The following is a 14,548-nucleotide window of genomic DNA, read 5'->3' as shown; positions in this document are numbered from 1 at the left end:
TGCATGCGCGGTTCCAACGGCGACGGGACCGGCCCTGAGCAGACACTGTGGCCAGTGCCGGAGCAGTTACTCGCTTTGGACGTGCCATGCCCGCCCGCGCGAGGATTACTCCAGGGTGTATCCCACCCGCAGTCCGCCCCAGTGCTTGCGGCCAACGAAGATCGGTGCGGACAGATCGAACATGATCTGGCCGGTGTCGCGGCGGTAGACCTGCAGCCGATACGGATCGGTATGCGCGCCGACGCTGCGGCCAACGCGGTCGGTGAACTTGCGCTTGGTGCGGTTGCCGACCAGGTCGCGCTTGGGGTCGCCGGTCAATGGCTGGGTGAAGCGCAGGTTGTGGGTGGGCACATAGCCGTCGGGATTGGCGCAGATCGCAAACACGATCCACGGATGCGCTTCCAGCAGCGGCTCCTGCAGCGGCGGAAGCACGTGATCGCAGACCACGTCGAAGTCGGTGCTGAACTTGGCCGGCTCCACGCCGGGGATCGGGGTATAGGTGCGTGCAAACAGCGACGCCTCGTCGATCTGGCCAAGTGCGATGGCCTGCGCCAACGCCGCGCCGATCTTGCCCGCCGTGGCAACGGCGAGCTCCTTGACGCGGGCGTGCCGCGGCACTTGCAACGGATCTGCCGGCAACCGGAACAGGCCCACGCAATCGCGCAGGGTTTCGGTGCCGCGCTCCAGGGCTTCGCTGCGCTCGGCCACATGTGCGGCGTGCTGCAGATTGCTGCGACCCAGCGCAACCACGCCATCCACCGCATGCTCGATACCGCGAATTTCCCCGTCCTGCGCCTGGATGCGCCCGGCCACCGTGGTCATTGCGGCACTGGCCTGGCCGAGCACGCGGGTAATGCCATCCAGCACGGCTTCGGTGCCGCGCGCGGAGGCCGCACCCTCGCCCACCGCAGCGCTGGTTTCGGCCAGGATCGCGCGCACGTCGCGGGCGGCGGCGGCAGCGCGCTCTGCAAGGCGGCGGATCTCGGTGGCGACCACCGCAAAGCCGCGCCCGGCATCGCCGGCGTGCGCCGCTTCGATGCTGGCGTTGATCGACAAGATATTGGTCTGGAACGCCACCGAGTCGATGACCTCGATGACTTCGCCGGCACGTGCCGCCCGGCGTTCCACCTCGTGCATGGCCTGGCCAAGCGCATGCGCCGCGGCCACGCCCTGGCGTGCGCTGTCATCGGCGCTGGCGGCCAGCGCAATCACTTGCGCCAGTTCGGCATTGACGTCCTGCAGGCTGGACGAGAGCCGCTCCACGGCGGTACGCGCGCCATCCAGGGCGTCGGTCTGCGCCTGCGACTGGCGCACCATCTCATCGTTCTCGGCCACCAGCGGCGGCACCTCGGCGGCGATCTGCACCGACAGTGCGACCGCCTGGCGGATCGCTTCGGCCAGATTGCCGAAGCCGGCCTGCAGCCGACGCCCCATCTCGGTGTCGGCCAGACCGGGCGGCAACAGTAGTTCCAGTTCGCAACCGGCCAGCGCCTGCGCAGTGCGCTCCAGCACGGTGCGGTCTTCATGCTCGGCCTGCAGACGCGCGACCAGCGGCTGCAACAGCGGCGAAATCGGCACCGGGCGGCTGTCTTCGGCAAGACGCGTGGCCTCGCGTAGCAAAATCGCGGTTTCCACGTGCGGTAGCGACAGCATCCAGCCACCATGCGCGCGGTCGCGCAGATAGCGCACACGCCGGGCCGGATCATCGCCCGGCGCGGCCCACACGCCTTCTTCGCCGACCAGGTCGGTCACACCTAATCCCCACAACACGCTGGCAGGTGCACCGGCCAACTCGCCGGCGGTCTTGCCCAGCACATCCAGGCCGGCACGATTGCAGGCCACCACGCAGGCTTCGGCCGACAGGCGCAACAAGGCCACCGGTGCATCGGGAAGCAAGGCCGCCTGGGTTTGCGACGGCGAATCGGGCTGTTGCATCGAGCTCATGGGGAGTTCCTGATCCATCCGTATTGTTAGCGGCGCGCGGCGGCGGGAGTTGAGCGGCAGGCTCGACTGTGGCGGTCTGCTCAGTAACCAGCCGCCTGCCCGTCCTTGCGGCTTTCCGAGGCACCGTAATAGACGCCGCTGGCCGGGTCGCGCGCGATTGCCTGATAGCCGCCGTACGGGCCGTCGGCAAAGATCACCCGGTGGCCCTTGCGCATCAGCGCGCGGATGGTGTCGTAGGAAAAGCCGGTTTCCAGATTGACCTCGCCGCCATCGCTCATTGCGGTGGCCTGGCCGGTCGGCTCGGTGGAGCCTTCATGCTGGATGCGCGGCGCATCGCCGGCCTCCTGCAGGTTCATGTGGAAGTCCACCAGATTCATCACGATCTGCACGTGACCCTGCGGCTGCATCGCCCCGCCCATCACGCCGAAGCTCAGCCAGGGCTTGCCATCCTTGGTGACGAAGGCGGGGATGATGGTCTGGAACGGCCGCTTGCCCGGCGCATAGCCGTTGGGGTGGTCCTTCTTCAACACGAACATTTCGCCGCGGTCCTGCAGGATGAAGCCCAGCCCCGGTGGCGCCATGCCGCTGCCCATGCCGCGGTAATTGGACTGGATCAGCGACACCATCATGCCGTCGGCATCGGCCACGGTCATGTAGATGGTGTCGCCTTCTTCCAGCTGCCTGGGCGTGCCGGGCTGCACTTCCTTCAAGGCCTTGTCCATCGAGATCAGCGACCGGCGCTGGGCCGCGTACTCCTTGGACACCAATTTGGCCAGCGGCGCGGGCTGGAAGGCCGGGTCGGCGTAGAAACGCGCACGGTCGGCGAAGGCCAGCTTCTTGGCTTCGGTGAACAAATGCACGTGCTCGGCCGAGCCGAACGGGATCTTGGAGAAATCGTAGCCTTCCAGGATGTTGAGCATCTGCAATGCCGCGATGCCCTGGCTGTTGGGCGGCAGCTCCCACACATCAACGCCGCGGTAATTGGTGCTGACCGGCTCCACCCACTCGCCCTGGTGGCTGGCCATGTCCTCATAGCTCAGGTAGCCGCCATTGGCCTTGAAGTAGGCGCCGATGGTGCGCGCGATCTCGCCTTTGTAGAACGCATCGCGGCCGCCGTCGGCGATCTGCTGCAGGGTGTTGGCCAGGTTCGGGTTCTTCCAGAGCTCGCCCTTGCGCGGGGCGCGCCCGTCGATGGTGAACTGTTCCTTGAAGCCGGGGTACTGCGACAACCGCGGCACCGAGCGGTCCCAGTAGTAGGCAATGGTTTCGGCCACCGGATGGCCTTCGCGCGCGTAGCGGATCGCCGGGGCCAGGTTCTGCGCCATCGGCTTGCGGCCGAAGCGCGCATGCAACGCAAACCAGCCGTCCACTGCCCCGGGCACCGACACCGGCAGCGGGCCGGTCGGCGGAATGTCCTTCAGCCCGCGGCGCTGGAACTCGGCCAGGGTCAGCGACCTGGGCGAACGACCTGAGCCGTTGTAGCCATAAAGTTTGCTGGTCTTGGGGTCCCAGACGATGGCGAACAGATCCCCACCCACCCCGTTGCCGGTCGGCTCCATCAGGCCCAACGCCGCATTGGCGGCGATCGCCGCATCCACCGCCGAGCCGCCGTTCTTCATCACATCCAGCGCGATCTGGGTGGCCAAGGGCTGCGAGGTGGCGGCCATGGCATGCGGCGCGATGACTTCCGAGCGGGTGGCGAAAGGCTGCCCGGTGATGCGGTCGGCGGCGCCGAGGGGCGGCGCGAGCAGCGCCAGAACAGACACCAGCAAGACAGGTACGCGACGCATGTGCAGGCAACTCCCCAAGACACGACAGTGGATGACCCACCATACCAGTGGCCCGGGGCGCAGTGCCCGACCAACAGTGCGAGTTGCGATAAACCCGCGCAGTTGGTGATCCAGGTCGGCTCTGCCGGCCATCAGGCGATGCGGTTTCAGCGGTAACCATGCTGCTGCCATGCGGCTTCGCACGGTGCGTGCAGTCGGCCCACCGATGTTTCATCCGCAAGGGTTGACACCTCACCGGCGGCGATGGTTATCTCAATCCCATGCCGCACCGCCATGCCACCTCGAACGCTCTGATGTCCGCGCCCCTCGGCGCGACGGCAGCGTCGCTTCTCGTGCTCGTACTTATTACCTCGCCAACCGGTGCGGGACGCGGCTTCGTGTAGGCAACAGACACACAAGGCTTCGATCAGACCCCGCACCGGCAACGGCGCGGGGTTTCGCGTTTCAGGGACCACCAAAAGTTTCGAATGACATGAACGACATCACGACCACCTCCACACCACGGTCCACCGGCGCCCATCCAGGCGCGGGCGCCAGTGGCTGGCGGCGTCGTGCCATCGCTCGTCCCCGCGTTACTCAGCCGGCCCGTGCGCGCACCGCCGGCTGATCCGCCCATCTCTACTGCCAACCCCGCAAGGATTACTTCATGAGCAATGACACCCAACCGAAAATCGCGATCATCGGCTACGGCAGCCAGGGCCGCGCGCATGCGCTGAACCTGCGCGATTCCGGCTTCGACGTCACCGTCGGCCTGCGTCCCGGTGGCCCGACCGAATCCAAGGCGCAGGCAGACGGTTTCACCGTGGTGGCGCCGGCCGAGGCGGTGAAGAGCGCCGATCTGGTCGCGATCCTGACCCCGGACATGGTGCAGAAGAAGCTCTACGAAGACGTCATCGCCCCGAACATGAAGCAAGGCGCCTGCCTGCTGTTCGCGCATGGCCTGAACGTGCATTTCGACATGATCACCCCGCGCGCCGATCTGGACGTGGTGCTGGTGGCGCCAAAGGGCCCGGGCGCACTGGTGCGTCGCGAATACGAGATCGGCCGCGGCGTGCCGTGTATCTATGCGGTGTATCAGGACACCAGCGGCAAGGCCGAGCAGTTCGCGCTGACCTATGCCGGCGGCCTGGGCGGCGCGCGTGCCAACATCATCAAGACCACCTTCAAGGAAGAGACCGAAACCGATCTGTTCGGCGAGCAGGCCGTGCTGTGCGGTGGTGCATCCTCGCTGGTGCAGGCCGGTTTCGAGGTGCTGGTGGAAGCCGGTTACCAGCCGGAAATCGCGTACTACGAAGTCCTTCACGAACTGAAGTTGATCGTGGACCTGTTTTACGAAGGCGGCATCACCCGCATGCTGGAATTCGTGTCCGAAACCGCGCAATACGGCGACTATGTCAGCGGCCCGCGCGTGATCGACGCCAGCACCAAGGCGCGCATGAAGGACGTGCTGACCGACATCCAGAACGGCACCTTCACCAAGAACTGGGTGGCCGAATACGAAGCCGGCCTGCCGAACTACACCAAGTTCAAGCAGGCCGATCTGGAGCACCCGATCGAAGAAGTGGGCAAGAAGCTGCGCGCCAAGATGGTATGGCTCAATGGCGAACAGCAGGCCGCTGCCGCACCGGCGAACCAACAAGCGGCGTAACTCGCCGCCGCATCCCCCACCGCTTAACACCGAAGGTCCGCAACGCATGAACACCTCCGCACACAGCACGCCCCGCAACGGCGCGCGCTGGCTGACGCAGGCCCTGGAAGCCGAAGGCGTGGAAACGCTGTTCGGTTATCCGGGCGGCACCATCATGCCGTTCTACGACGCCCTGGTGGATTCCAGGCTCAAGCACATCCTGGTCCGTCACGAACAGGGCGCCGCCCTCGCCGCCAACGGCTACGCCCGTGCCAGCGGCCGGGTCGGCGTATGCGTGGCCACCTCCGGCCCGGGCGCGTCCAACCTGGTCACCGGCATCGCCGATGCGATGCTCGACTCGGTGCCGATGATCTGCCTGACCGGCCAGGTCGCCACGCCCCTGCTGGGCACCGATGCGTTCCAGGAACTGGACGTGTTCGGCATGACCATGCCGATCGTCAAGCACAGCTTCCTGGTGCGCAGCGTGGACCAGTTGCCGGAGATGGTGCGCGAAGCGTTCCGTATTGCACGCGAGGGACGCCCGGGCCCGGTGTTGATCGACCTGCCCAAGGACGTGCAGATCGCCGATGCCTCGCATCTGCCAGACCATGTGCCGGCGGCGGTGCTGCCGCCACCGGCACCGGCGGATGCGAAATTGGCCGAGGCACTGGCCGCCATCGCCAGCGCCGAGCGCCCGGTGGTATACGGCGGTGGCGGGATTGCATTGGCCGGAGCGGTGGAAGCCTTCCGGCGCTTCGTCGAGGCGACCGGCATCCCGACCGCGCTGACCTTGCGCGGCCTGGGTGCATTGCCGCATGCGCATCCGGATTACCTGGGCATGCTGGGCATGCACGGCACCCGTGCGGCCAATATGGCGATCCAGGAATGCGATCTGTTGGTGGTGGTGGGCGCACGCTTCGACGACCGTGCCACCGGCAAGCTGAGCGAGTTCGCTCCGTTTGCGCGCGTCATCCATCTGGATGCTGACGCGTATGAAATCTCCAAGCTGCGCACCGCCGACATTGCGGTGCCCGGCGATGTGGCGACCAGCCTCAAGGCACTGAGCGCAGCGCGGGCCAACTGCCAGGGCTGGCGCACACGCTGTTTTGCCAACCGTGAAAAATTCGGTGCGCGCTACGACGCGCCCGGTACTGACATCTATGCACCGGCGCTGCTGAAGCGCCTGAGCGAAGTGGCCCCGGCCGACACCATCATTGCCTGTGATGTGGGCCAGCATCAGATGTGGGTGGCCCAGCATTGCCGCTTCAACGATCCGCGCAACCACCTCACCAGCGGTGCGCTCGGCACCATGGGGTTCGGCCTGCCGGCTGCGATGGGCGCGCAGTTCGCCTGCCCGGACCGCACCGTGGTGCTGGTCTCCGGCGACGGTAGTTTCATGATGAACGTGCAGGAGCTGGTGACCATTGCGCGCTGCAAGCTGCCGGTGAAGATCGTGCTGCTGGACAACAGCTCGCTAGGCATGGTGCGGCAATGGCAGGAACTGTTCTTTGCCGAGCGCTACAGCGAGATCGATCTGTCCGACAACCCGGATTTTGCCGCGCTGGCGCAAGTGTTCGGCATCCCGGCCAAGCGCATCATCGCGCGTGGCGACGTGGACGCGGCGCTGGCCGAGTTGCTGGCCCAGCCCGGCCCCGGCCTGCTGCATGTGGCCATCGACGCACGCGCCAACGTCTGGCCACTGGTGCCGCCCAACAACGCCAACAGCACCATGCTGGACAGCAATCCCGCACACGCGGCCAAGGAGACGACACATGCGTTACCGGCTTGACCTGGTGCTGAAGCCGGCCGAAGGCGCACTGGTGCGCGTGATCGGCATGACCGAACGCCGCGGCTTTCGTCCATGCGCCATCCAGGGTGCTGCCCAACCGGATGGGTCAGGCCGCTGGCACCTGCAACTCGATGTGGACAGCAGCCGTCCGCCGGAAACGCTGCGCCTGCAATTGGAGAAAGTGTACGACTGCGAATCCGTTGCGATCACCGCACTGGAATCGGTCGAGGCCGCCGCATGAACGTACTGATGTCCAGCATGCAGACCTCGCGTGATCACCACAACGCCGTCCGGAGGTGTCTTCTTCCGGGTCGGCCGTGCGCGTGCCGCAATGCCTGATTCAGGCCGCCCCGCCCCGCAGGAGCCAGACGTAGGCGACGTGGCCGTTAGCGTGGCCGATGTCTTGGCTGCACAGGCACGCCTGCGCAAGTATCTGTCGCCCACCCCGCTGCACTACGCCGAGCGCTTCGGCGTTTGGCTGAAACTGGAAAACCTGCAGCGCACCGGCTCCTACAAGGTGCGCGGCGCCTTGAACGCGCTGCTGGCCGGCCTGGAGCGCGGCGACGAGCGCCCGGTGATCTGTGCCTCGGCCGGCAATCATGCGCAAGGCGTCGCGTGGTCGGCCTATCGGCTGGGCGTGCAGGCCATCACGGTGATGCCGCATGGCGCACCGCAGACCAAGATCGCCGGCGTGGCGCACTGGGGCGCCACCGTGCGCCAGCATGGCAATAGCTACGACGAAGCATTTGCCTTCGCCCGCGAGCTGGCTGACCAGAACGGCTACCGCTTCCTGTCCGCCTTCGACGACCCGGACGTGATCGCCGGCCAGGGCACGGTGGGCATCGAGCTGGCGGCGCATGCACCGGACGTGGTGATCGTGCCGATCGGCGGCGGTGGCCTGGCCTCCGGCGTTGCGCTTGCGCTGAAGTCGCAGGGCGTGCGGGTGGTGGGCGCGCAAGTGGAAGGCGTGGACTCCATGGCCCGTGCCGTGCGCGGCGATGTGCGCGAGATCACGCCCGTTGCCACGCTCGCCGACGGCGTCAAGGTCAAGATTCCCGGCTTCCTCACCCGCCGCCTCTGCGCGAGCCTGCTGGACGATGTGGTCATCGTGCGCGAGGCCGAATTGCGCGAAACACTGGTGCGGCTGGCACTGGAAGAACATGTCATTGCCGAGGGCGCCGGTGCCCTCGCCCTGGCCGCTGGTCGCCGCGTTGCGGGCAAACGCAAATGTGCGGTGGTCTCTGGCGGTAATATCGACGCAACCGTTCTGGCCACGCTCTTGTCCGAAGTGCGGCCGCGTCCGCCACGCAAACCGCGCCGCCGCAATACCGAGCGGCTTCGCAACGAACGTAGCGTCAAACCACCGCCACACCCCACCGCTGTTTCCCGTCCATCTGCAGTCGCTACAACGCCTGTCACCGCCATCGCAGTAGAGGAGTCTTCCTGGTGAACACGACCGTATCCAACCAGACCCCGCGTATCCGAATTTTCGACACCACCCTGCGCGACGGCGAGCAATCCCCCGGCTGCAGCATGACGCCCCAGCAAAAGCTGGTGATGGCGCGCGCGCTGGATGAGCTCGGCGTGGACATCATCGAAACCGGCTTCCCGGCCAGCTCGCACTCAGACCGCGAAGCGGTCGCCATGATGGGACGCGAGTTGCGCCGGCCGACGCTGGCTGTGCTGTCGCGCTGCCTGCAGACCGATATCGAGACCTCGGCCAAAGCGCTGGAATTGGCGGCCAATCCGCGATTGCACGTCTTCCTGTCCACCAGTCCGCTGCATCGCGAGCACAAGCTGCGCATGAGCCGTGAGCAGGTGCTGGAATCGGTGCACAAGCACGTGACGCTGGCGCGCGGTTACATCGATGACGTGGAGTTTTCTGCCGAAGACGCGACCCGCACCGAAGAGGATTTCCTGGCCGAGGTCACACGCGTGGCAATCGCCGCCGGTGCTACCACCATCAACCTGCCAGACACGGTGGGCTTCACCACGCCGGAAGAGATCCGCGGCATGTTCTCGCGCCTGATCGCCAGCGTCGAGGGTGCCGACAAGGTGATCTTCAGCGCGCACTGCCACAACGATCTGGGCCTGGCGGTGGCCAACTCGCTGGCGGCCATCGAAGGCGGCGCACGCCAGGTGGAATGCACCATCAACGGCATCGGCGAGCGCGCCGGAAATTGCGCGCTGGAAGAGATCACCATGGCACTGAAGGTGCGTGGTGCGTTCTACAACATCGATTCGGCAATCAACACGCCACGCATCGTCTCCACCTCGCAGTTGTTGCAGCGCCTGGTCGGCATGCCGGTGCAGCGCAACAAGGCGGTGGTCGGTGGCAATGCGTTCGCGCACGAATCGGGCATTCACCAACACGGCATGCTGCGCCACCGCGGCACCTACGAAATCATGCGCCCAGAAGATGTGGGCTGGGAGTCGTCGCAGATGGTGCTGGGCCGCCACAGCGGCCGTGCAGCGGTCGAGCAGCGCCTGCGTGCACTGGGCTATCTGCTGGAGGAAGAAGAGGTCAAGCTGGTCTTCGAGCAATTCAAGGCGCTGTGCGAGAAGCAGCGCGTAGTCACCGATGCCGACCTGCAGGCGCTGATGCAAGACGCCACCGTGCAGGAAGGCTATCGCCTGGCATCGATGACCATCAGCGATGTGGGCAGCCGCGCCAACGCGTTGGTGGAGCTGTCCGATCCGGAAGGCAATCGCGTGGCTGAAACTGCGCAGGGCAACGGGCCAGTCGATGCCTTGTTCGGCGCGTTGGCGTCGGCGACCGGCGTGAAGCTGGAGCTGGACAGCTACCAGGTACACAGCGTCGGCATCGGCGCGGACGCGCGTGGCGAAGCCAGCCTGAGCGTGCGCCACGACGGTGTGGAATACGAAGGCACCGGCACCAGCAAGGACATCATCGAAGCCAGCGCGCTGGCGTGGCTGGATGTCGCAAACCGGTTGCTGCGCCAGCGCGAGCGCGGCGTAGTGGCCGGCAAGACGGCGGCGGTGGCGTAACGCCCTACGCTGGACGATGCAAACCTGACGGCCGGCAGAGTGATCTGCCGGCCGTTTTCGTGGTTGTTGCTTCAATTTTTTGCAGGCGTGTCGATTTGCTGCCGGCGCCTGTGGGTATATGTATGCTGGAAACGGCGCTGCACGAAGGACCAGCCTGGCGGGCGACGTCTGCGGGTTCCGTACGAATACGTCGGTCTGTGGAGGGGCTTGCATTCGTGCCGACACCGGGCCCAGACCTCGCATTCGTCTTGCGGCCTTGCGGCCTTGCGGCCTTGCGGGAATGCTTCGATCTGCTGCGGGCGCTTGCACGTGTGCCGGCGTGGGACACGCCGCAAGTACGTCCATGTAGGCTCTGGCGCGGCATCCATGCCGCTCAAGGTCCCACGCCGGCACCCGCGCAAACACCACCAACTGCTATCGGTTGCGGAAAGAAATGTAGAGGGCATGCTGGGCTGGAGGTCCTTCGGAGCGTCCATCCTGGCGACGTGAGCAGATAAATAGCTTGCCGATTACATCAGCCACGAAGTCCGCAGGCGTCAACGTTTTGCTTAAAGCATTGCTTGCCGATCAGCGGCGGCAATGTTGGGAGCGTGGGGTCGCGTCTGGGGGCGGGACCGTGTGGCGGCATGAATGCCGCCACCGAGCCTCCAGGGATGGATTCACGGCGTGTCCCGACACCGGATGCGGCGCCGCGCTGCCGACCGACTCCGAACACCCATCAATCTTGTGCACGACACCTGGAGTTCCACGCGAATGCTTCGGTCTGCTGCGGGCGCTTGCTATCGGTTGCGGAAAGAAATGCGAACAGCCAGATGAGCTGCACTTCTCCAAGCGACCATTCCTGGCGGCGTGACAGCAGATGGATGGCTTGCCGATTACATCGGCCACCGAGTCCGCAGGCATCAACACCTGCTTGACGCATTGCTTGCCAATCAGCAGTAGCAATGCCGGGAGATGGTGTCGCGTCCGGAGGCGGGACCGTTGGCGGCATGACGGAGTCCGTAGGCATCAACACCTGCTTGACGCATTGCTTGCCGATCAGCAGTAGCAATGCCGGGAGCGTGGTGACGCGTCCGGAGGCGGGACCGTTGGCGGCATGGATGCCGCCACCGAGCCTCCAGGGACGGATTTACGGCGTGTCCCGACACCGGATGCGGCGCCGCGCGCTACCGACCAAATCCGCATACCGATCAATCTTGCGTACGACAGCTCGCGTTTCCATGCGAATGCTTCGGTCTGCTGCGGGCGCTTGCGCGTGCACCCGCGCAAGCACCACCGGTTGCTATCGGTTGCGAAAAGAACTGCGAACAGCCAGATGAGCTGCACTTTTTCCAAGCGTCCATTCCTGGCGGCGTGACAGCAGATGGATGGCTTGCCGATGACATCGGCCACCGAGTCCGCAGGCATCAACACCTGCTTGACGCATTGCTTGCCGATCAGCAGTAGCAATGCCGGGATCGTGGTGTCGCGCCCGGGGGCGGGACCGTTGGCGGCATGGATGCCGCCACCGAGCCTCCAGGGACGGATTTATGGCGTGTCCCGCTCACGGGTGCGGCGCCGCGCATCGACCATCCCCACGCACGAGGCCTGCGGTTCTGCGCAAATACCTCGCCCACTGGGGCACTTGCACGCGTATCGGCATGCGCGCACGCACCTTCGGTGACGGTCGGTGGCAGAAGGAATCCGCAGGCACGACTCCCCTCTTGAACGCAGCGTTCTTCGATCAGCGGCATCAACCAGCGGCACCGCGCCACCGCTGGGCTCCGCAGACGAAAGCGGCCATCGCCCGATAAAGCGATGACCGCTGTTCCTCGACAAAAACCAGCCGAACGATCGCGCTTACAGCGCGGCCACCACTGCATCGCCCATAGCCACGGTACCAACCTTGGTTGTGCCGTCCGACCAGATATCGGCGGTGCGCAGGCCTTGGTCGAGCACATTGCCGACCGCCTTTTCGATCGCATCAGCTGCAGCAGATTGCGCAAACGTATAGCGCAGCATCATTGCCACCGACAGGATGGTGGCCAGCGGATTGGCAATCCCCTTGCCTGCAATGTCCGGAGCCGAGCCGTGGCAGGGCTCGTACATGCCCTTGCTGTTGGCGTCCAGCGAGGCAGAGGGCAGCATGCCGATCGAGCCGGTGAGCATCGAGGCCTGGTCGGACAGGATGTCGCCGAACATGTTGTCGGTCACGATCACGTCGAACTGCTTGGGCGCGCGCACCAGCTGCATCGCGGCGTTGTCGACGTACATATGCGATAGCGCGATATCCGGATAGTCCTTGGCCACCTCTTCCACCACCGCGCGCCACAGCTGGCTCGATGCCAGCACATTGGCCTTGTCCACCGAGCACAACTTCTTGCCGCGCAGGCGCGCCATCTCGAAACCGGCCTTGGCGATGCGGCGAATCTCGCTTTCGCTGTAGGGCAAGGTGTCGTAGGCCTGGCGCTCGCCGTTGTCCAGGGTGCGATTGCCGCGCGGCTGGCCGAAGTAGATGCCGCCGGTGAGCTCACGCAGGATTAGCAGATCCAGACCCGAAACCACCTCCGGCTTGAGCGTGGATGCCTCGGCCAGTTGCGGATACAGCAAGGCCGGGCGCAGGTTGGCGAACAGGCCCAGCTGCGAGCGGATCTTGAGCAGGCCGCGCTCCGGGCGCAATGCCGGGTCGATGGTGTCCCACTGCGGGCCACCCACCGCGCCCAGCAGCACTGCATCGGCGGCACGCGCGCGCTCCAGCGTTTCATCGGCCAGCGGGCTGCCATATTTGTCGTAGGCGGCACCGCCGAGTTCGTCATACACCAGGCTGTAGCCAAGACCGTGCTGCGCGTCGATCCGCGTCAGCACCTTGACCGCTTCGGCCATGATTTCCGGGCCGATGCCGTCACCGGGAAGAATCAGAATCTGCTTGCTCATGCAATCCTCGTGGGTTGGCGCCACCGCGCCATGGGAATCAACGCGCCACCCACAGCACCAGCACGTCGGTGCTGAAAGAGCCGTCGGCGGCAATCTGGAAATAGTCGCGAACATCGTCCACCGCTGCGTCCTGCAGCGCGCGGATTGCCGCGCGGAGTACCGCGGGAGTGCGCATGCGGTCCACCCAGCTCAGGTAGTCCAGCTGCAGACGTTGGCAACGGTGGCGCTGCACCTGCAGGCCGGCCTCGCCCAGCATCTGCAGCCACTGCGCCACGCTGTAGTCGCGCACATGGCTGGTATCGCGTAGCAGTTCGATTGCCTGCAGATGCGTGTCCAGCAGGGGCAATCCCGGCGCCACCACGTCGATGAACGCCGCAACGCCGCCCGGCCGCAGGACCCGCCGCACTTCGCGCAATGCCTGCCCCAGGTCGCTCCAGTGGTGCGCCGAATATCGGCTGACCACCACGTCCAGGCTGCCGCTCTCGAACGGCAGGCACTCGGCGACACCGCGCACGGTGCGCACCTGGACCAGGTTGCGCTCGGTCGCCGTGGCCGCCACGACCTCCAGCATCTCGGCCGAGAGATCGTAGGCCACGACATCGGCCATCATTGGCGCCAACTGGAAACTCACATGCCCGGCGCCACAGCCCAGGTCGAGCAGGCGGCTGTTGCGATGCCCCTCCAGGCCAGCGCGCAGTTCGGCGAACTCGGTGCCCTGTGCATGCACCTCGCTCTGCAGATAGGCCTGCGCCTGCGCACCGAACTGCGCGGCGACATGCGCGCCCAGGGTGTCGGCGCACGGGGATGACGCCGCCGCGATCACTGCAGGGCGCCGAACAGCCACGGCTGCCGCACGCGATGGGCTTGTTCGAACCGACCGATCGCCTCGGCGTCCTGCAAGGTCAGGCCGATGTCGTCCAGGCCGTTGAGCAGGCAGTGCTTGCGGAATGCATCGACCTCGAAGGCGTACTCCACACCATCGGGCCGGCGCACGCGCTGCGCGTCCAGATCCACGGTGAGTTGGTAGCCTTCGGTGGCCAGGCACTGCTCGAACAACGCATCCACGTCTGCTTCGGCCAGCACGATCGGCAGCAGGCCGTTCTTGAAGCTGTTGTTGTAGAAGATGTCGGCAAAACTCGGCGCGATCACGGCGCGGAATCCGTACTCGTCCAGCGCCCATGGCGCATGCTCGCGCGAGGAGCCGCAGCCAAAGTTCTCGCGTGCCAGCAGCACGCTGGCGCCCTGGTAGCGCGGGAAATTGAGCACGAACTCTGGATTGAGCGGACGGGTGCTGTTATCGCGCCCCGGCTCGCCGATATCCAGATAACGCCATTCGTCGAACAGGTTCGGCCCGAAGCCGGTGCGCTTGATCGACTTCAGGAACTGCTTGGGAATGATCTGGTCGGTATCGACATTGGCGCGATCCAGCGGCGCCACCAGTCCGGTGTGTTGGGTGAAAGGAGTCATTGAGAGAGG

At 65.7% G+C, this 14,548-nt stretch carries 10 protein-coding genes; 5 read left to right on the top strand and 5 right to left on the bottom strand.

Going from position 1 to position 14,548, the window contains the following annotated elements; translation table 11 throughout:
• Positions 1–105 precede the first annotated feature (105 nt).
• Both A7D17_RS18530 and ggt read right to left on the bottom strand, forming a co-directional pair.
• A complete protein-coding gene (locus A7D17_RS18530) occupies positions 106–1,962 on the bottom strand; it encodes a methyl-accepting chemotaxis protein (protein ID WP_193395364.1) in 1,857 nt (618 codons plus the stop codon).
• A gap of 62 nt (positions 1,963–2,024) precedes the next feature.
• Positions 2,025–3,734, bottom strand: a complete 1,710-nt coding sequence (gene ggt / locus A7D17_RS18525) for a gamma-glutamyltransferase (protein ID WP_064510441.1) — start codon at positions 3,732–3,734, stop codon at positions 2,025–2,027.
• 646 nt (positions 3,735–4,380) lie between these two features.
• On the opposite strand from ggt, the gene ilvC reads away from it, so the two are divergent.
• The 5 genes from ilvC (at position 4,381) to A7D17_RS18500 (ending at position 10,159) form a co-directional block, all read left to right on the top strand.
• A complete protein-coding gene (gene ilvC, locus A7D17_RS18520; protein WP_064510440.1) occupies positions 4,381–5,382 on the top strand; it encodes a ketol-acid reductoisomerase in 1,002 nt (333 codons plus the stop codon).
• 46 nt (positions 5,383–5,428) lie between these two features.
• A complete protein-coding gene (gene ilvG, locus A7D17_RS18515; protein WP_064510439.1) occupies positions 5,429–7,150 on the top strand; it encodes an acetolactate synthase 2 catalytic subunit in 1,722 nt (573 codons plus the stop codon).
• Positions 7,134–7,391 carry an ACT domain-containing protein gene (locus A7D17_RS18510; protein ID WP_064510438.1) on the top strand — a complete coding sequence of 86 codons (258 nt, stop codon included), beginning with the start codon at positions 7,134–7,136 and terminating at the stop codon, positions 7,389–7,391. The genes ilvG and A7D17_RS18510 overlap by 17 nt, the downstream gene beginning before the upstream one ends.
• Positions 7,392–7,529: 138 nt before the next feature.
• Complete coding sequence (locus A7D17_RS18505) at positions 7,530–8,600, top strand: threonine dehydratase (protein ID WP_239692255.1); 1,071 nt, start codon at positions 7,530–7,532, stop codon at positions 8,598–8,600.
• A complete protein-coding gene (locus tag A7D17_RS18500) occupies positions 8,597–10,159 on the top strand; it encodes a 2-isopropylmalate synthase (protein WP_064510436.1) in 1,563 nt (520 codons plus the stop codon). The genes A7D17_RS18505 and A7D17_RS18500 overlap by 4 nt, the downstream gene beginning before the upstream one ends.
• 1,839 nt (positions 10,160–11,998) lie before the next feature.
• Here A7D17_RS18500 and leuB read toward each other — a convergent pair.
• The 3 genes from leuB to leuD are packed head-to-tail and all read right to left on the bottom strand — an operon-like array spanning position 11,999 to position 14,539.
• Complete coding sequence (leuB, locus tag A7D17_RS18495) at positions 11,999–13,072, bottom strand: 3-isopropylmalate dehydrogenase (protein WP_064510435.1); 1,074 nt, start codon at positions 13,070–13,072, stop codon at positions 11,999–12,001.
• A gap of 37 nt (positions 13,073–13,109) precedes the next feature.
• A complete protein-coding gene (locus tag A7D17_RS18490; RefSeq protein WP_082862167.1) occupies positions 13,110–13,859 on the bottom strand; it encodes a methyltransferase domain-containing protein in 750 nt (249 codons plus the stop codon).
• 32 nt (positions 13,860–13,891) lie between these two features.
• Entirely contained in the window at positions 13,892–14,539 is a 648-nt protein-coding gene (gene leuD, locus A7D17_RS18485) for a 3-isopropylmalate dehydratase small subunit (protein ID WP_064510433.1), read from the bottom strand.
• Positions 14,540–14,548: the final 9 nt, after the last annotated feature.

Origin of the sequence: Xanthomonas floridensis, assembly GCF_001642575.1 — a bacterium.
In the GTDB taxonomy this organism is placed as follows: Bacteria; Pseudomonadota; Gammaproteobacteria; order Xanthomonadales; family Xanthomonadaceae; genus Xanthomonas; species Xanthomonas floridensis.
This window is presented reverse-complemented; position numbering and strand designations above follow the sequence as displayed.

Coding starts and splice junctions, on each gene's coding strand:
- A7D17_RS18530 (WP_193395364.1), bottom strand. CDS start 1,962: ATGGATCAGGAACTCCCCATGAGCTCGATGCAACAGCCCGATTCGCCG.
- ggt (WP_064510441.1), bottom strand. CDS start 3,734: ATGCGTCGCGTACCTGTCTTGCTGGTGTCTGTTCTGGCGCTGCTCGCG.
- ilvC (WP_064510440.1), top strand. CDS start 4,381: ATGAGCAATGACACCCAACCGAAAATCGCGATCATCGGCTACGGCAGC.
- ilvG (WP_064510439.1), top strand. CDS start 5,429: ATGAACACCTCCGCACACAGCACGCCCCGCAACGGCGCGCGCTGGCTG.
- A7D17_RS18510 (WP_064510438.1), top strand. CDS start 7,134: ATGCGTTACCGGCTTGACCTGGTGCTGAAGCCGGCCGAAGGCGCACTG.
- leuB (WP_064510435.1), bottom strand. CDS start 13,072: ATGAGCAAGCAGATTCTGATTCTTCCCGGTGACGGCATCGGCCCGGAA.
- leuD (WP_064510433.1), bottom strand. CDS start 14,539: ATGACTCCTTTCACCCAACACACCGGACTGGTGGCGCCGCTGGATCGC.